Genomic DNA, 16,801 nt, shown 5'->3' on the forward strand with positions numbered 1-16,801 from the left:
TGTATACAATCGAAAATGACAACTGATTGAATACAACTTTATCTGCAAATTACCATAATAATAGCAATGGAGAACCCTCGCATTTCTGCGAGGGTTCTCCATGCTATGGCAGCGTCTCTAGATCAACCCGCTCCACTTTGTGTCCTAAAAACTCCTCCAGCCTCTTATCGGAGTATTGGATATTAACGGTTTTATAGATATGCTGGTACCCGTGGCCTAGATGACCCCTGGAAAATGGTTTATCCTTTACATAATTCTGCTGAAATTCTCCCGAAAAACATTCGATGTATGCGTCGACAAAGTCCATTGTAATTGGATTCTGTCCATGGCTGCTAAAAATATCTTCGATATCTTTTTCTAGTCGTTTTATCTTTCTCCAGCTGTCCAGTGCCATAGAAAACGGAGCGTTTCTATCGGATTCGAAAAAGTAAATAATGACGTAATCACAAATCATATCCCCTGAAAAAAGCCTCTTTTTTGCCCTATCCAGCAGCATGATATGCCCATACGAATGCCCCGGTGTAAATATTACCTCCAAGGACTTTCCGCCCAAGTCAAACAATTCCCCATCCTTTACAAAATGCGGAGTCAGAACTCGGAGCAGGCTTTTCTCAGCAAATGCTTCGCTATCAAAACGTTTAAGGGCATCGGGGTTATTCTCTTTTAGAAATTCTACTCCCAACTCAGCCGCGAACTGTCTTTCATGCTTTGTGTCAAAACCCATAATCTGACCGTAGTCGGGCTGGTACAGCCATACATCTCCAAAGTATTCGCTTCCATAACTGTGGTCAGGATCGCCATGGGTCAATACCAGCATCACCGGTAAATCCGTTATACTTCTGATAATAGGCCTTATATCCTCGAAGCCAAAACCGGCGTCAATTAAGACCGCCTTCTTCTGTCCCAAGATAAGATAAAAATGTACAAGTCCAGCTTCAGTAATGATGTATAAATCATCGTCCAGTTTTTGTACCTTACAGAAATCCGTTGAGGTAATCATAATTGTCACCTTTCTTTAATAATACGTTTTGCTCTCAGTTTAATGCTCATATCCCAGGCCTCATTTACACGTACATATTATAATGTTACAATAAATATATCAAGTAGGATTAAATTTAATAGGTACCATCTTAAATGATAGTATGGAGGTGGAGAAAGATAAATAGCATCGACCTAGAAGACTGTCCCATTGCAATTGCGCAGAAAATAATAGGAGGGAAATGGGCTCTCCGAATACTACACCATTTAAGCGCAGGAATGCTTCGCTTTGGAGAATTAAATCGTCAAATGCCAGAATTAACACAAGCTACTTTAACTAAAGAACTCCGTAGGCTAGAGAGTTTCCACCTCATAAATAGAAAAGTGTATCCAGAAGTTCCGCCGCGAGTAGAATATTCATTAACCGAAATGGGCTTGAAGCTTTTGCCCGTCCTAAAAGAACTCGAAATATGGGGATCTGAGTTTAAAAAACACGTTAAACAACACGGGAATACTTCCATGCAATCGATCCTTTAGCGCCAAAGCATAAGGAAAAGCCGCACGCTCAAAATATGAGCTGCGGCTCTTTTGCTGTTAACCTGTTGACGGACGCTGTTTTCGGTAATAAAAAAAGCTTCTAGCCAATTGCCAGAAGCTCGATTTTTAATGCTCCCATGCCGGATATACGCGAAAGAGCTCTCAATATTAAAACGCTGGATTCTCTTAATTATGATATATTTCGTCTAAAATATATCGCATTTGCATAATAGCCGAAATTTTATTGCCTACACGATAGAACTCGGCTATAATATAATAAAGCTCATTTTTAGACGATGAGGTGATCTCATGAATTATATACACAGAGCAATGGAGAATACGTTTCTCCGTCTTAACAAAGAATTCCCCGCATTGCTGCTCACCGGACCAAGGCAAGTTGGAAAGACAACCATGCTGCAAAAACTGGCCGAGAAGGAGAACATAGGGCGGGAGTATGTGACACTGGACGATTTGACGGAGCGCCAAATGGCGAAGAATGACCCGAAAATGTTCCTGCAAATCCACAAACCGCCGGTGTTTATCGATGAGGTACAGTATGCACCGGAGCTGTTTACCTATATCAAAATACACGTTGACCAGAACCGGCGAGCCGGTGACTTTTGGATGACTGGTTCGCAGGCATTCAAATTAATGGAGGGGATACAAGAGTCGCTGGCCGGGCGTGTCGGCCTGCTTCATATGGCTCCCATGTCTCAGGCGGAAATCTACGGTGCTACCAATGCACCTTTTGTACTGGATTTAGAGCAGTTGTCACAGCGGATAAAGGCGCGCACTCCGATTGATACTCCTGCACTGTACGAACGTATCTTCAGAGGCGGTATGCCTGCCCTCATTAGTGGACAGTATAGCGACCATCGAGCAGTTTATTCCAGCTACATCAGCACTTATATAGACCGAGATGTAAAAGAACTTTCCGGTACTATCGATTCGCTCAGGTTTATGGATTTCATTATAGCCGCCGCCGCCCTGTGCGGACAGATGATCAACTACAAGACTATTGCTGACACTGCCGGTATTGATCAGATTACCGCCAAAAACTGGCTGAGGATTTTAGAGAGACTGGGAATTGTGTTTTATCTTCACCCGTATTCTAACAATATGCTTAAACGCATGGTAACTAAGCCAAAGCTCTATTTCTATGACTGCGGATTGGTGGCCTACCTGGCCAAATGGAATAGCAGTGATACCCTGATGAATGGTGCCATGAGCGGTGCGATTCTTGAAAACTTTGTAGTATCTGAGATTGTCAAAAGCTATCAAAACTGTGGCTGGGAAGCCTATATTTATTACTACCGGGATAAGGATACTAAGGAGATTGATATTCTACTGGAGGACAGCGGCAAGCTATACCCCATGGAAATCAAGAAAACTGCTACTCCTCAAAAGCAGCTCACGCGAGTGTTCCGCGTAATTGACAAGGCTACTTTGGAACGTGGAACAGGAGCTGTGCTTTGTACAACTGATAGGCTGTCGGCGTTTGACAGCCAGAATTTAATTGTGCCTATTTGGGGGATATAAGTTTTGCCATCTGGACATTGCAGCCATCCTTGACTAAAAGGAAAGCCGCACGCTCAAAACATGAGCTGCGGCTCTTTTGCTGTTAACCTGTTGACGGACGCTGTTTTCGGTAATAAAAAAATCAAGGCTTCTAGCAAAAACGCTAGAAGCCTTGATTTCTATGGCGGAGAGGGTGGGATTCGAACCCACGGTCCCTTTGACAGGACACTTGATTTCGAGTCAAGCACCATCGACCACTCGGACACCTCTCCATGCTTGGGCGACCACCGATAAGGCCTCATCTGCGCTGTTGCTCCTGCGGGCGCTCGCTTGCCGTACTTACCAGTACTGCCCGCACTCACGTCCTCGTCGCGCCTAGCATCTGAAACCTTCTCGATGGTCTCAGCTTACTAGCAACAGAAAGATTGCTTTATCTCAGTCAACATTTGTTGTTTTTTTCTTCCGCCGTTCGCGGAAAAAGGCTTTCATGAGGGCAGAGCATTCGTCACCCCGTACCCCAGCGGTAACTGCCATACGGTGGTTGAGAGCTTCATTCTGCACTACGTTGAAAAGAGATTCTACAGCGCCAGCCTTATAGTCAGCACTTCCGTAAACCAGTCGGTCAACCCGGCTGTTTACCAGTGCACCAGCACACATAGGACACGGCTCTATCGTAACATAAAGTGTTGCTCCGGTCAACCGCCAGCGCTTCAGCTTTCGGCAAGTTTCTTGAATCACAATCACTTCGGCATGGGCGGTCGCATCATGGCAAGTTTCCCGTAAGTTATGCGCTTTTGCCACAACTTCATCATTTATGACAAGAACAGCACCAATTGGAATTTCACCCATACGATAAGCCTTTTGAGCTTCCTCAAGGGCCAATCCCATATAGTAGTTATCATCCAGCATCCGCTATCACGCATTCCTTATTGTCTTATCCAGCTGCATATGCCTGTACGTTACTGTGATATTATAGCGTATCAGCGCCCATTACGCAACTAATCTTTTCTTGAACTTTTTTCCACGCAATACAGCTACGCCACCGCCATTATTAACCACCAATGACAAAGCTGCGCATGGATACGGAACCATTTTGAATATCTTCGCACGTAAAAGTCAGTCCTTCGTCTGCTTTTTGCAGCGCAATGGCATACAACATCGGCAAATAGTGCTCTGGAGTGGGAATTGCCAGACGTGCGTCAGTCAAACGGTCATAGCTGATCAGACTGGTATGATCACCTTGCTGCAATAACTCTTTCATTTGCTGATCAGCCCGGATTGCCCAGTCGTACGGCTCATCATAGGTATTTTCAAATTTGGCCAGACGCAGATTATGGACTAGATTGCCGCTGGCAACAATCAAAATTCCTTCCTTGCGCAGCGGTGCCAGTTCCTTGGCAAGATTATAGTGTTCTTGTGGTGATTTTGCAATATCGAGACTCATTTCAAAGACCGGAATATCCGCCTGGGGGTAAAGATACTTTAATACACACCATGCAGCATGATCAATGCCCCAATCCATATTGCAGGCGACTTTATCTGAGCCAAGCGCCTGCCGCACCATTTCCGCATATTCCGGCGCACCCGGACAAGGATATTTAATCTCATATAGCTCCTGTGGAAAACCATAGAAATCATAGATAGTCCGTGGTTTAGCCGCACAAGTAACTTGTGTCCCCTTTGTCTGCCAATGAGCGGAAATCACCATGATGGCGGCAGGCTTAGCAAGCGTTTCTCCTAACCGGCTTACGCTCGCTGTAAAGCTATTGGTTTCAATAATATTCATTGGCGATCCGTGACTCATGAACAACACCGGTAATTCCTGCATTCGATCACGCTCCGTTCCACATAGTATGTAAGAACCCTCAGCAAACATAATGTCCGCAGAGGGCTCTTCAGTTTATTAATTGCTCTTATAGATAGTACCCATATTTGACTTTCCGGCAACAAACAGGCGATGATCCAGACTGTATATTCCTGGTCCTGCAATCAATAGGCTGATATATACAATCCCATTCTCCAGCGCTTGTGAAGCGCCGAACAGCCCGGCTCCTGTTCCCAGCTTCATCGCAACAGCAACAGCCATCGTCATCGTTACCATAGCGCAGGCAATGCGTGTTCCCAGTCCAAGCATAATCAGCGCACCTCCGAAGAATTCGGCGCAGGCTGCCATAAAGCCCCAAAAGGCCGGGGCAAATGTAATACCGAGAAACTTCATCGCGCTGCCCACTTTAATCCAACCTTCAACGCCCCCCATAATCTTAGGCGCACCATGGTAAATCATCATAAGTCCCATGCCAACTCGCAAAAACAGCAAACCCTCATCTTTATACTTATGCAAATTAGAAAAAATCATACATCTTCCCCTCCTTTAATTTTGACTATCCAATCGGCTGACAGCTTCATAGCCTAGTTTTTTCAGAAGGTTTATAGCAACCTCCTGTTCCTCCGGTGAAAGTCCGCCTAACGCATAGACGAGATTTTGAGCATGCCCGGGAAATATTCTGGAAATCAGTGTTTTGCCCTTTTCAGACAAAACGGCATAAAATTTTCGCCGGTCTTTCTCGCAGGGGCTCCGGAAAAGCAATCCCTTCTTTTCCAATTTATCAATTACATACGTAATAGTGCCGGTAGTAATAAGAATTTTCTCCCCAATGCGCTGCAAAGGCTGAGGCCCTTTGTGGTATAACAGCTCAAGTACAGCAAATTCGGTTAAGTTTAAACCATATTGGCGGACATCGCGCTCGTCATGCGCCAGGATTGCCCGGTATGCCCTGCTGAGAGTGATATATAGTTTTAATTCCTGTTCCATGGCACACTCTTTCTAATATCTTGAATTCAAGATAATTATATAATGAAAATTGTCAGCCCGTCAATTGAATTCCGCAGGCTGACAATACTATTTATTTCCAGCATAAAGCTGCCAAATTTTTATACCGCATAAACCGATAATCCCACTCTTTGTACTGCTGCCAGGAGCCTTCTTCGACACACTCCCATCCGGGGGCCTCATCCAGATTAGGAAGATGCCGGTCAGCGATAAAACATTGACGTATCTTAGTAATATATGCATCTGTACAAAAGGGCATCAACTGACGGTATACCGCCTCGCCGCCAATAACATAAATGTCCTTTTCACACTGCTTTAAGTACCGGAAAAGCTCTGCCAGCGAAGCACAAACAACAATCCCTGGCGAAGTATCCTTATACGTTGTACTCAGCACAATATTGATTCGATCCGGCAAAGGCTGCCGGCGGGGCAGGGATTCAAACGTCGTTCTGCCCATAACAACACAAGAGCCGGTCGTCAGCGCTTTAAAATACTGCATGTCCTGTGGAATGATCTGCAGCAGCTCACATTTATTGCCGATTCCCCAGTTTCCGTCAACTGCAGCAATCAGATTCATTGTAGTTAGCTCCTCTTCCTACAGTGTTTTTGGTTTATGAGTGGTGCGATAGATCAGTTCCTTCTTTAAATCATACAACTTATCACTCAAATCGATCTTCATAATATGAGGATTGACCAAGCGCCGGTACTCATCCCAAAGGGTCTGCAGCTGCTCTTTCGCATAGTTTTGGATTACAGACAGCTGCGGCTGATCGTATACGCATTGGCCATTGCGGAAAATTGGCACAAGCAGTTCTTGGACGGTAAAAGTCCCCCTGCACAATGTCATCCGCTTCCAGGAATGGGTCGGATCCATTAATGCCAAATCCTCATTTGTACTGATTTCTTCATCGGCAAGAGTAATAATATCTGCTCTAATCTTACCTGACTTCTTATCATAGATGCGGAAAACTTTTTTAATACCAGGATTGGTAATCTTCTCCACATTGTTAGAAAACTTCATTTTGGGAACAGTCACTGCCCCAACTTCCGCCGCCAGTTTATAAACGCCTCCCAGCGCAGAGCAGCCTTCCGATGTAATCAGCTTAGTCCCTACTCCCCAGGAGTTAATCTTAGCCTCCTGCAGCTTCAGTTCGGCAATCAGATGTTCATCGAGGTCATTAGAGGCCGCAATGCTTGCATCGGCGAAGCCCGCTTCATCCAGCATTTCTCTTGCGGCTTTGGACAAATAGGCAAGATCACCGCTGTCCAGACGGATACCATACCGCTGTAGCGTTAATCCGGCAGAGCGCATTTCAGTGAACACTTTAATAGCATTTGGAACCCCGCTGCCAATGGTATCATATGTATCTACAAGAAGGATCGCATTGTCCGGGTATCGTTTCGCATACTCCCGGAAAGCAGTTAACTCATCATCAAAGCTCATTACCCAGCTATGCGCCATTGTACCAACAACGGGAATGCCAAACAACTTGCCGGCAAGGACATTCGAAGTTGCATCAAATCCGCCGATTACTGCCGCCCTCGCTCCGTACAACGCAGCATCTGCCCCCTGGGCCCGGCGCAGCCCAAATTCCATTAGGAAATCGTCCTTCGCCGCCCAGCGCACGCGGCTTGCTTTAGTAGCGATCAGGCTCTCATGATTTAAAAACATCGATAACGCCGTTTCAATAAACAGAGCCTCGTTTTTCCGGGCATGAACCCGCAGCAAAGGCTCTCCCGGAAAAACAACCGTTCCTTCCGGAATCGCCCAGATATCACCGGTAAAGCGGAATTCTTTTAAATAGGCAAGGAATTCTTCACAAAATAAATTCAGCGTCTTCAGATATTCAATATCTTCATCGGTAAATTGGATATTTTTAATGTATTCAATAACATGTTCCAGCCCGGCAATAATGGAATAGCCGCCATTGCAGGGGTTTGTACGATAAAATCGGTCAAAAACAGCTTCCTGCTTATCTTTACCGGCAAGAAACAAACCTTGCATCATCGTTAACTGGTAGAGATCAGTCAGCATGGTATTGTTGCGCATAAGAGAACCTCCGTTAGCTTAGAAATGAACGTCTTCCATAGCTTCATTGTAGATACATCTGGAACAATTGTAAAGAACCGCTTATCTTTATGCGATAAGCGGTTCGGAAATCTAAATTTCAATTAACTCATAAGCTTTCGTGCCAATCCCAATTTTCTCAGCATGATCCACGCACGACATCCAGTTGGTCTCCGGATGCGTTGCATAAAAATGATCTTTCGCCGGCTGCTTTTGCTGCTCAAGCCGCTCAGCTAAGTAGCTGCCCGAAACAACCGGAGCCTGATTGGCCATATCGGCGCAGGCCATATCAAGCGCAACCGGGTCAAAGGAAGCAAACATACCAATGTCAGGAATTAAGGGCACATCATTTTCCGCATGGCAATCACAGTTTGGTGATACATCAATCACGAGGCTGATGTGAAAATGGGGTCGGCCATTTAATACAGCCCAGGTATATTCAGCAATTTTTTTATTCAAAACATCATTTGATGCATCCCAGGCAGCAGCAATTGCATCAAAATGACAGACACCAATACATCTGCCGCAGCCAACACATTTGTTATGATCAATAGACGCTTTCTTATCAGTAATTGATATTGCGCTATGAGCACAGATTTTCACACATGCCCCACAGCCTACACAGGCTTTGGCTCTCACACGGGGCTTGCCATCACTATGCATTTCCATTTTACCTGCCCTGGAGCCGCTTCCCATGCCGATATTTTTTAAAGATCCGCCAAAACCGGTAAGCTCGTGACCCTTAAAGTGGTTCATGCTGATCAGAATGTCCGCATCCATAACGGCCCGGCCGATCTTAGCCTCTTTCACGCATTCTCCGCAGGGCACTGGAACATAGGCCTCATCTGTCCCTTTCAAACCATCACCGATAATGATCTGACAGCCTGTAGTGAACGGATTATAGCCATTCTCATAAGCTGCGTCCATGTGTTCAAGCGCATCTTTGCGCCTGCCTACATACAGTGTATTACAGTCCGTAAGAAACACCTTGCCGCCTTGCTTCTTAATTACATCAGCAATTACCTTGGCATAATTAGGCCGAAGATACGCCAGATTGCCCGGCTCACCAAAATGTATTTTAATTGCCGTATATTTTCCTTTAAAATCAATCTGCTCTATACCGGCCTTCTTCACCAGCCGCTCCAATTTCTGCAGCAAATTCATATTGCCTGTTGCACGCATATTCGTAAAATAAACCTTTGATTTTTCCATAAAATCCTCTCCTTAACTGCGTGTTTTCAAATCTTAGCTTTTCATAAGCTACACTATTTCTATGTTACTCCTTTGAGTACACTCAAAGTCAAGTGTTTATTTCTAGCCTGCCCGAAAAAACACCTTTCAATAAAAAACAGACTGACAACGTTTTAAAGACGCTGCAGTCTGCTTAACTACTTTACAGGGCAAGATCGTATTCAATCGCGGACTTGCTGCATTTTCCGAATGCCTAAGCCTAACAGCAAAATTACATACAGCCCTAATACTCCTAAGGCCTCCCCCGGCATACTTCCGGTAGAGCTGCTTAAGCGCAGGGCGTAGCTGGCATGAGTAAGCGGCAGCAATTCTATTGCCCAGTGCAGTAACGCAGGCAATTGAGCCGGACTAAAGAACGTGGCACACAAAAAAGACATCGGCATTAGCACATATGTATTAAAGTTGCTCATTTCTTCATGAGAATTCATAATCATCGCTGCTACCAGGCCCAAAGCGGAGAACACCATACAATTTAAAAATAATGCCAAGAGAAACCAGCCATTTAACTGAAACTGCGCACCAAAGCAATAAGCCAGCACAATAATGACAACGGAGGATATCAGTCCCCGCGCTACACCTGCCAGAACCTTCCCCAGCACATAGGCTGCCGGACTGATCGGAGCAAGCAGATATTCTTCCAATGTCTTATGATACAGCCTGCTCATATTGACAGGCGTCCCGACGGCATTAAAGCTGATGTTCATAGAGTTTAATGCAATGATGCCGGGAACAATAAAATCCAGATAACTGCCCTGATTCACGGTAATGCTCCGGCCCAGGCCCCAGCCAAATGCGACCAAATACAAAATCGGCGATACCATCCTAGCTAAAATATAACGGCCTAATCGTCTTTGGAGCACTACCCAATCGCGCCAAAAAACCGTCCAGACGTGATTCAGCATTACTCCACCACCTTCCGGCCGGTAAATTCAACAAAAACATCCTCTAAGTTAGAACGCCGAATCGTTGCTGCTGTAGTCAGGTCACTTGCAAAGCCAGCTGCCTGCGTTCTCTCGGTAAAAAAGCGGCTGCTCAGCCGTTCACCATCCTGCCATTCCACCACATACTCACCTAAGCTCTGACAAAGCTTTGCCGGAGAATCAAGCGCAATTAATTTGCCTTTATACATGATGGCAACTCGCTGACACAGATTTTCTGCTTCTTCAATATAATGAGTAGTTAACAATACCGTCAGTCCCTCACCAGCAAGGCGTCTGACCAGCTCCCACAAACGGCGCCTGACCTGCGGGTCCAGGCCAACTGTCGGCTCATCCAGGAACAGAACTTTCGGGCGGTGCAATAATGCCCGCGCAATCATTAACCGCCGTTTCATACCGCCGGAAAAGGTCTGTACCATATCGCCGCTTCGCTCATTTAGCTCTACAAACTCCAACAGCTCTTCTATCCGTTTATGCCGCTCCGCGGCTGGTATGCAATGCAGCCGGCCATGCAGCTCCAGGTTCTCCCATGCGGTTAATTCAACATCCAGATTGATATGCTGCGGCACTACACCGATGATAGATTTGATCTGCTGTTCGTCTCTCGGCAGCTGCCAGTCCCCGATCGTAATACTGCCTGCCGTCGGCTGAGCCAGCATAGTCAGTACACGAATTGTTGTCGTCTTTCCGGCACCATTGGGTCCTAAGAGACCGAACAACTCTCCTTTTGGTATCGACAAATTCAATTGATCAACAGCAGTTCGATCACCGAATTTTTTAACTAACCCTGCTATTTCAATCATCGCTTTTCCTCACTTTACCGGCTAGAATGCTGCGTCGCCGCAGTCAGGCTTTGAGCCAGGCATACCGGACGCCCCTGATCATCCAGCCAAATATCCGCTTCCACGCCAAATACCTCCCTGAGCATAGTAGGAGTTATTGTGTTCACAGGCGCACCGCTTGCATATAAACTGCCCTGGCAAAAAACAGCCACCGTATCGGAATAACGTGCTGCATGATTCATATCATGCAGCACCATTACAATCGTCAAGCCCTGCTCTTTGTTCAGCTGTCTGATCAGCTCCATAATCTCCAGCTGATGGCAAAGATCAAGATAGGTGGTTGGTTCATCCAGCAGTAAGATCCGGGGTTTTTGCGCTAGGGCCATGGCAATCCAGGCACGCTGCTGCTCTCCGCCGGACAATGTATTCACTCGTCTTGCCGACAAGTCCGTCATACGAGTTTGGGCTAAAGCCCATTCAACAACCTGGCGGTCTTCTTTTTCATTGCCCTTCCACCATTGCTGATAAGGAAACCGTCCATATTCCACCAAATCCTGAACAGTCAAATCTCCCGGTGCCCGCGAAGCTTGGTGCAGCATTGCCAAGTGGCAGGCTATTTCTTTTGCCCCAAAGCTGTGAATATCTCTGCCGTCCAGCGTAATGGTGCCGGCTTTCAGCTTTATGTTGCGGGAAAGCGCTTTTAGAAAAGTACTTTTCCCCGATCCGTTCGGACCTAGTATCGATACAATTTCCCCCTGGGCAACAGCCAGACTGAGTTCCTTAAGAATCGGTTTATCTCCAATGGAAACGGCAACATTTCTTGCTTCCAGTATCGCCATTTAGGATTCCCTCCTTAACAGAAATAGAAAAAAGGGAGCTCCTATAAACGCCATTAAAATACCCACAGGGATTTCAAGCGGCGAAAACATCGTTCGCGCCAGCGTGTCACTGAGCGTTACCACGCCAGCCCCGAGCATCGCCGAAGCCGGCAGTAAGAAGCGGTAGTCTGCTCCTACCAGCAGCCGGGCTGCATGAGGCACAATAAGGCCGACGAAACCCAGCAGACCAACTACACTGACAGCACTCGCTGCCAGCAAGGCTGCTACTGCCGTCATTAACAGCCGGGTAAACTCCACCTTCAGACCCAGACCGCGGGCAACCTCATCACCCAGGCTTAGCACGTTCAGCCGCTTGGCGCCCCAAAAGGCAAACAAACTGGCACTAATAGAGTAAGGCAAGATAATCGCAACGTGCGGCCAGCTTCTGGCTGTCAGTCCACCAACCATCCACATCAAAGCACCGTGAATCCGGTCGCTGTACAGTACCATCAAAGCAGAAATGCCGGACCCCAGAAAAGCAGAAACAGCAACCCCCGCCAGTACAATGCGGATCGGCCGGATGCCCCCCTTCCAGGCCAGCAGATAAATAAGTGCCGCAGCAGCCATTGCACCGATAAACGCCACTGGAGTAAGAAGGTATTCCATCGTAGGAAATAGGACGAGAACAACAATTCCCGCCAGGCCTGCACCTGATGAAATACCGATAATATGCGGATCGGCCAACGGGTTTTTCATTACAGCCTGTAAAATTGCCCCCGATAACGCCAGGTTTAAACCGACTAACGCTCCTACTAAAACACGGGGAAGGCGGATATTCCAGATGATCTGCTCCTGTGCTCCGGCTCCGTTTGTCAGGATGGCCTGCACAATCGTTGCTGCCGGTACGTTTACCGCACCTTTTACTAAGCCAATGACCATCCCGCTAACGGCAATGAAAGCAAAAACAAGCAATACCAGCATCCGCCAGAGCGTTCTGTCGCGGCTGCTCTTATAATTCATTATCTGTTTTATGTTACTCATCATGATTATATATCTCTGGATAGACTTGTTTTGCCATATACGCTGCCGCTTCCGGAGTATTTAAACCAGGATTCAGCAGAAACAGTTCGGACGGCAGAAATACCAGCTTTTTATTTCGCACTGCTCTGAGAGTTGCCCAGGCAGGGTTGCTTTCTACATCATCGCGCATTGTCTTTTCGATTTTAGCAGCGTCTCCCATTGTAACGACAAAAATCATATCCGGATCATTCTCTACCAGTTTCTCCAGACTGTACGGCGCAGTATCAGCACCGTCATCAATTGGCCTGCTGCCGGCGGCAATATTTTGCAGACGCAAGAACTTAGCCGTATTGCCGGCGATACTATTTTCCAGCTCTAAGGTTACACTCTTGGCAGTAGCGTGGAGAATTGCAATTTTCGTCGTCTTGTCCGGCAGTTTTTTGCTGACAGCATCCAAATTACCGCGCATCTTTTGTGTCAGCGCCTGTGCTTTATCTTGTGTACCGGCAATTTCGCCCATTAAAGCAATTTTCCCAAAGACATCATCATAGGTTTTATATTTCAAAATAACAACAGGGATCTTACTGCTTTCCAGAATCGGAATCAGTTTTTCATGCATTCCCTGCATCGCAATAACCAGATCGGGCTGTAAGGATACTACCTTTTCGACATTAACATTATATACAAAGCCAACTTCCGGAATAGCCTTAAGCGTCTCTGCATCAACACCGATTTTCGCAGCCGAGGTAGGACGTCCAACCGCTTTGCCATCTACCGCATATAGCAGTTCGAGAAAGGATGGTGACAGCACCACTATTTTCTCCGGCTTTTTCGTCAGCGTCACACTGCGCCCAAGATCGTCTTTGATCGTCAGGTACGACTCCGGATTACTATTTCCCTGTGAGTTTTGCTTGGGCGGGCCGCCACAGCCTGCCGTCAAAAAGGTAAGCAGCATCAAGGCAGATATCATCTTGAAAACCGAGCTTAATTTCAAGGCTGTAGCCCCCTTCTCTTAGACTTTGTTTCTCCGTGTTAAAATCGTTGATAAATAATTAACCTTTTGGTCACCGATCTCCTGCAAATTATGAATGACTTGCTCATCATCCAGTCCGCAGCGGCTGATCATCACCGCATTTTCAGCTAACTTATGATGCTGAAGCTTTTCGATCACTTCACCGGAATTTTTATATACTTTCATGAGAACAGCATTGTCTGCCATTGCCAGGGCTTTATCCAGCTTGTCTTCTTCGATAGTTGCCGGTATAATGCTCAGAATGTCATTTCCTTCAACGATCGGATAGCCTAATTTGCTTGCAATCGCACAAAAAGCGGTAACTCCAGGAATTGTCTCAATCGGATAGCCGCAGTTTTCCAATAAACGAAAAACATAAATATAAGTGCTGTAAAACATTGGATCACCTAAAGTCAGAAAAACCACATTTTTACCAGCGGCGAGCAGCTCGCTGATCGTGTTTTTATTGCTTTCCCAGGCAGTGGAAAGTGTTTCATCATGGAAAACCATAGGAAACACGAGTTTCACAATCTCTACATCTTCTTTGAGGTAAGGCTTGGCAATTTCCAGTGCTACACTATCTTCCTTTTTTTCTGTCTTAGGCGCAATGATAACATCCGCCTGACGAATGACATTGATTGCCTTGATTGTTAACAGTTCGGGATCCCCGGGTCCAACACCTACACCATAAAATATTCCAGACATAATTACCTCCGTTAGCCAAATATGTTTTTATTTTAGCGGTTCTCCCAAAAGCACATAAACAGTCTCAAGCCCTGAAGGGACTTGAGACTGTTGGGAAAAGTGCAATATTGGTTTCAATAGGGACTATAGTCCGTAGATTGCATCCCGTACATGCTGTACATAGATATCTTGGAATAAAGGATTTTCACCCAAGCCATGAATGTACGTTTTTACCTTAAAGCCATCTTTAGCAAAGGTGCTCTTCCAGGAATCATCTTCGTCACCGGCCATGTCATTATTGGCATGGTCACCAGCTACCAGCATTAACGGCATCAGGGTGATTTCTTTGTAGCTGCTTTCTTCCAATGCCTTTTGAACGTCTTCCAGGTTCGGATGATCAGTTTCTTCAACAACTCCAACCAACACGTTCAAGCCAGCAGCTTTGAAGCGATCTTGCAGTGTTGCATAAGCGGGATTGTGTTGATGCGGTGAGCCATGTCCCATAAAGACAACTACGCGGTCAGGCATTTGCAGCACAGGCAGTTGATGTCTCAACGCATTGACTGCAATGGCAAAATCATCGGGCTTGCCATTTTCACCATTATAGAACAGTGCAGGCCGGCCTACAACAAGTTTATCAAAAGCTTTGCTGTATTTGGACACAACAGCAATGACTTTTTTGTCATATTCTTCACCGGGTGTTAAGTGAGTGGTTTGAACAACAACTTCTTTGAATCCTTCTTTTTGCAGCTTGTCCAATGCTTGCTCAAGGCTGTCGATTTGAATCTTTTCGTTCTCGCCGATCCGTTTCATGACAATTTTGGAAGTAAAGGCACGGCGCACTTCATAGTCAGGGAAGTTCTGCTGAATTTTGTTTTCCACACTCTCAATATTGGCTTTACGGGAGTCAGGGAAAGTCGTACCAAAACTTACAACTACAATTGCTTTTTTCGTGTCTCCTGCTACGCCTGCAGCCTCCACACGGGAAGAGCCAAACAATCCGGTTACAGCTAAGCTGCCGACCATCAGCACTCCTAAACAAGCTTTCATCCAATTACGCATCTAACGCACTCCTTTGCCGATTTGTTTGTCCTATTTTAGGACAAGTGAACATCCAGGCAACCAACACCAGTGCTACCGCTAACCAACAAGAAGACCTCCCAATTGCTGGGAGGTCAGTTATGCGTGACAAAACAAATTGTTCACATAATCCCCTTCCCATCGCTCGTGGGTATAAACGGTGATTGTCAAATAGGCAGTTCTCCTGACTCTGGCTCATCGCTTGCCCAAACCTTCCCAAGGCTTTCACCTCAGTGGTATAACTTGGGTTTGCTCCCCATTACAGTGGCGGGACCGCGCCGGTATCTCACCGGACTTCCCTATTAAGCCCCAAAGGGCACCTACTTCAACGATGTTCAATTAGCTTTCATTATACGCATCGACTTCTGTAATGTCAATAAACTATTCATCAATAAGTAGACAAGAGTTGGCAAAATTCCGCAAAGTCTTTTTCACTACAAAGAACTTTTAAGATCTTTAGCCAGCTCAATCATTTTTGTAAAATGAAGCCGTAAGTAAAAGTCCACAAAAGTCCAGCGGGATTTTAAAATAGGAACCCGCTCTAAAGCCAAGGCATCGCTATCATGATTGACCCTGCCGAAGTCAACGGTAAATGCCGCCTGATAGCCCGCGGCCGTAACTGCCTCTTTCACCTGCTGGTTGTAAGAGCCCCCCGGATAAGCAAGATACCGCACCGGGGTCTCAAGCCGCCATTCAATTCCTTCTTTTGATTTTACCAGCTGATGGGTCGCTTCCTCCTGTGAAACTTCGGCGAGAGGCATATGGCTTAGCGTATGGGAGCCGAACTGAAAGCCGGCCTGCTGCATTTCCTTAACCTGTTCCCAATTCATATACCACGCGTCATGCCCAACAACGTCGGTTATTAAAAAGATAATTGCTGTAAGACCATGTTTCTTCATAATCGGGTAGGCATTGGTATAGTTGTCGGCATAACCGTCATCAAAAGTAATTAATACCGGCTTAGGAGGTAAACTGCCCTTATGATACAAATAAGCGTATAATTGATCTGCCGTTATCGCTGTGTAACCTTTCTCGGACAGATAAGCCATCTGCTTTTCAAAATCCTTTACACTCAGCGCCAAAGGATTATTGGTATTATCTTCGACCTGATGATAATTTAGTACCGGTATTCCTCCCGATACATCTTCAGGCTTATTATAAAAGCTGCTGGCGGCAGCAATCACCGCAGCACACAGCAATAGGAAATAAAGGATTTTTTTACTCAAATCATCACCTCATGTTCTCCTGTCAATAATACGCCATTTGGCAAAAAACAGCAATATCA

The 16,801-nt window shown here is 46.0% G+C and carries 18 protein-coding genes, 1 tRNA gene and 1 riboswitch; of the genes, 2 read left to right on the plus strand and 17 right to left on the minus strand.

Annotated features, from left to right (window positions below; all coding sequences use genetic code 11):
- Window positions 1-103 precede the first annotated feature (103 nt).
- Complete coding sequence (locus EV210_RS08200) at window positions 104-1,000, minus strand: MBL fold metallo-hydrolase (RefSeq protein WP_132078367.1); 897 nt, start codon at window positions 998-1,000, stop codon at window positions 104-106.
- Window positions 1,001-1,134: 134 nt separating this feature from the next.
- On the opposite strand from EV210_RS08200, the gene EV210_RS08205 reads away from it, so the two are divergent.
- Together EV210_RS08205 and EV210_RS08210 are read left to right on the plus strand one after the other, a co-directional pair.
- Window positions 1,135-1,515: a winged helix-turn-helix transcriptional regulator gene (locus EV210_RS08205; RefSeq protein ID WP_132078370.1), complete on the plus strand. Its 381-nt coding sequence runs from the start codon at window positions 1,135-1,137 to the stop codon at window positions 1,513-1,515.
- Window positions 1,516-1,824: 309 nt separating this feature from the next.
- Complete coding sequence (locus tag EV210_RS08210; protein ID WP_132078373.1) at window positions 1,825-3,054, plus strand: ATP-binding protein; 1,230 nt, start codon at window positions 1,825-1,827, stop codon at window positions 3,052-3,054.
- 161 nt (window positions 3,055-3,215) lie between these two features.
- Here EV210_RS08210 and EV210_RS08215 read toward each other — a convergent pair.
- The 16 genes from EV210_RS08215 to EV210_RS08290 form a co-directional block, all read right to left on the minus strand.
- A tRNA-Ser gene (locus EV210_RS08215) sits at window positions 3,216-3,305 on the minus strand.
- Window positions 3,306-3,468: 163 nt separating this feature from the next.
- Window positions 3,469-3,942, minus strand: a complete 474-nt coding sequence (gene tadA, locus EV210_RS08220; RefSeq protein ID WP_207900688.1) for a tRNA adenosine(34) deaminase TadA — start codon at window positions 3,940-3,942, stop codon at window positions 3,469-3,471.
- Window positions 3,943-4,084: 142 nt separating this feature from the next.
- Complete coding sequence (ygiD, locus tag EV210_RS08225; protein WP_132078376.1) at window positions 4,085-4,861, minus strand: 4,5-DOPA-extradiol-dioxygenase; 777 nt, start codon at window positions 4,859-4,861, stop codon at window positions 4,085-4,087.
- Between the two features lie 75 nt (window positions 4,862-4,936).
- Window positions 4,937-5,389, minus strand: coding sequence for a DoxX family protein (locus EV210_RS08230; protein WP_132078380.1), 453 nt, complete (start codon window positions 5,387-5,389; stop codon window positions 4,937-4,939).
- A 15-nt stretch (window positions 5,390-5,404) separates the two neighbouring features.
- On the minus strand, window positions 5,405-5,845 hold the full coding sequence (locus EV210_RS08235) for a MarR family winged helix-turn-helix transcriptional regulator (protein ID WP_132078383.1): 441 nt from the start codon (window positions 5,843-5,845) through the stop codon (window positions 5,405-5,407).
- A gap of 91 nt (window positions 5,846-5,936) precedes the next feature.
- Entirely contained in the window at window positions 5,937-6,440 is a 504-nt protein-coding gene (locus tag EV210_RS08240; protein ID WP_132078386.1) for a dihydrofolate reductase, read from the minus strand.
- 18 nt (window positions 6,441-6,458) lie between these two features.
- Entirely contained in the window at window positions 6,459-7,913 is a 1,455-nt protein-coding gene (locus EV210_RS08245) for a nicotinate phosphoribosyltransferase (RefSeq protein ID WP_132078389.1), read from the minus strand.
- 111 nt (window positions 7,914-8,024) lie between these two features.
- Window positions 8,025-9,143, minus strand: coding sequence for a DUF362 domain-containing protein (locus tag EV210_RS08250; protein WP_132078392.1), 1,119 nt, complete (start codon window positions 9,141-9,143; stop codon window positions 8,025-8,027).
- Window positions 9,144-9,343: 200 nt separating this feature from the next.
- On the minus strand, window positions 9,344-10,084 hold the full coding sequence (locus EV210_RS08255; RefSeq protein ID WP_132078395.1) for an ABC transporter permease: 741 nt from the start codon (window positions 10,082-10,084) through the stop codon (window positions 9,344-9,346).
- A complete protein-coding gene (locus EV210_RS08260) occupies window positions 10,084-10,923 on the minus strand; it encodes an ABC transporter ATP-binding protein (protein WP_132078398.1) in 840 nt (279 codons plus the stop codon). Before EV210_RS08260 ends, EV210_RS08255 begins: the two co-directional genes overlap by 1 nt.
- Window positions 10,924-10,937: 14 nt before the next feature.
- Window positions 10,938-11,741 (minus strand): ABC transporter ATP-binding protein, encoded by an 804-nt coding sequence (locus tag EV210_RS08265; RefSeq protein WP_132078401.1) that lies wholly within the window; start codon window positions 11,739-11,741, stop codon window positions 10,938-10,940.
- A complete protein-coding gene (locus EV210_RS08270) occupies window positions 11,742-12,764 on the minus strand; it encodes a FecCD family ABC transporter permease (protein ID WP_376746811.1) in 1,023 nt (340 codons plus the stop codon).
- The gene (locus EV210_RS08275) at window positions 12,754-13,734 is read right to left on the minus strand and encodes an ABC transporter substrate-binding protein (RefSeq protein ID WP_243650481.1); all 981 of its coding nucleotides are present in this window, start codon (window positions 13,732-13,734) and stop codon (window positions 12,754-12,756) included. Before EV210_RS08275 ends, EV210_RS08270 begins: the two co-directional genes overlap by 11 nt.
- A gap of 18 nt (window positions 13,735-13,752) precedes the next feature.
- On the minus strand, window positions 13,753-14,457 hold the full coding sequence (gene cobI / locus EV210_RS08280) for a precorrin-2 C(20)-methyltransferase (protein ID WP_132078404.1): 705 nt from the start codon (window positions 14,455-14,457) through the stop codon (window positions 13,753-13,755).
- Window positions 14,458-14,580: 123 nt separating this feature from the next.
- Complete coding sequence (locus EV210_RS08285; RefSeq protein ID WP_243650482.1) at window positions 14,581-15,498, minus strand: sirohydrochlorin cobaltochelatase; 918 nt, start codon at window positions 15,496-15,498, stop codon at window positions 14,581-14,583.
- A 175-nt stretch (window positions 15,499-15,673) separates the two neighbouring features.
- Window positions 15,674-15,855: riboswitch (cobalamin riboswitch) on the minus strand.
- 95 nt (window positions 15,856-15,950) lie between these two features.
- Window positions 15,951-16,742, minus strand: coding sequence for a polysaccharide deacetylase family protein (locus EV210_RS08290; RefSeq protein ID WP_132078407.1), 792 nt, complete (start codon window positions 16,740-16,742; stop codon window positions 15,951-15,953).
- Window positions 16,743-16,801 lie beyond the last annotated feature (59 nt).

Origin of the sequence: Anaerospora hongkongensis, from assembly GCF_004339805.1 — a bacterium.
Taxonomy (GTDB): Bacteria; Bacillota; Negativicutes; order Sporomusales; family DSM-15969; genus Anaerospora; species Anaerospora hongkongensis.

What these genes read in the sequence shown, in the direction of transcription:
- EV210_RS08200 (WP_132078367.1), bottom strand. Translation starts at nt 1,000, where the DNA reads ATGATTACCTCAACGGATTTCTGTAAGGTACAAAAACTGGACGATGAT.
- EV210_RS08205 (WP_132078370.1), top strand. Translation starts at nt 1,135, where the DNA reads ATGATAGTATGGAGGTGGAGAAAGATAAATAGCATCGACCTAGAAGAC.
- EV210_RS08210 (WP_132078373.1), top strand. Translation starts at nt 1,825, where the DNA reads ATGAATTATATACACAGAGCAATGGAGAATACGTTTCTCCGTCTTAAC.
- tadA (WP_207900688.1), bottom strand. Translation starts at nt 3,942, where the DNA reads ATGCTGGATGATAACTACTATATGGGATTGGCCCTTGAGGAAGCTCAA.
- ygiD (WP_132078376.1), bottom strand. Translation starts at nt 4,861, where the DNA reads ATGCAGGAATTACCGGTGTTGTTCATGAGTCACGGATCGCCAATGAAT.
- EV210_RS08230 (WP_132078380.1), bottom strand. Translation starts at nt 5,389, where the DNA reads ATGATTTTTTCTAATTTGCATAAGTATAAAGATGAGGGTTTGCTGTTT.
- EV210_RS08235 (WP_132078383.1), bottom strand. Translation starts at nt 5,845, where the DNA reads ATGGAACAGGAATTAAAACTATATATCACTCTCAGCAGGGCATACCGG.
- EV210_RS08240 (WP_132078386.1), bottom strand. Translation starts at nt 6,440, where the DNA reads ATGAATCTGATTGCTGCAGTTGACGGAAACTGGGGAATCGGCAATAAA.
- EV210_RS08245 (WP_132078389.1), bottom strand. Translation starts at nt 7,913, where the DNA reads ATGCGCAACAATACCATGCTGACTGATCTCTACCAGTTAACGATGATG.
- EV210_RS08250 (WP_132078392.1), bottom strand. Translation starts at nt 9,143, where the DNA reads ATGGAAAAATCAAAGGTTTATTTTACGAATATGCGTGCAACAGGCAAT.
- EV210_RS08255 (WP_132078395.1), bottom strand. Translation starts at nt 10,084, where the DNA reads ATGCTGAATCACGTCTGGACGGTTTTTTGGCGCGATTGGGTAGTGCTC.
- EV210_RS08260 (WP_132078398.1), bottom strand. Translation starts at nt 10,923, where the DNA reads ATGATTGAAATAGCAGGGTTAGTTAAAAAATTCGGTGATCGAACTGCT.
- EV210_RS08265 (WP_132078401.1), bottom strand. Translation starts at nt 11,741, where the DNA reads ATGGCGATACTGGAAGCAAGAAATGTTGCCGTTTCCATTGGAGATAAA.
- EV210_RS08270 (WP_376746811.1), bottom strand. Translation starts at nt 12,764, where the DNA reads ATGATGAGTAACATAAAACAGATAATGAATTATAAGAGCAGCCGCGAC.
- cobI (WP_132078404.1), bottom strand. Translation starts at nt 14,457, where the DNA reads ATGTCTGGAATATTTTATGGTGTAGGTGTTGGACCCGGGGATCCCGAA.
- EV210_RS08285 (WP_243650482.1), bottom strand. Translation starts at nt 15,498, where the DNA reads ATGCGTAATTGGATGAAAGCTTGTTTAGGAGTGCTGATGGTCGGCAGC.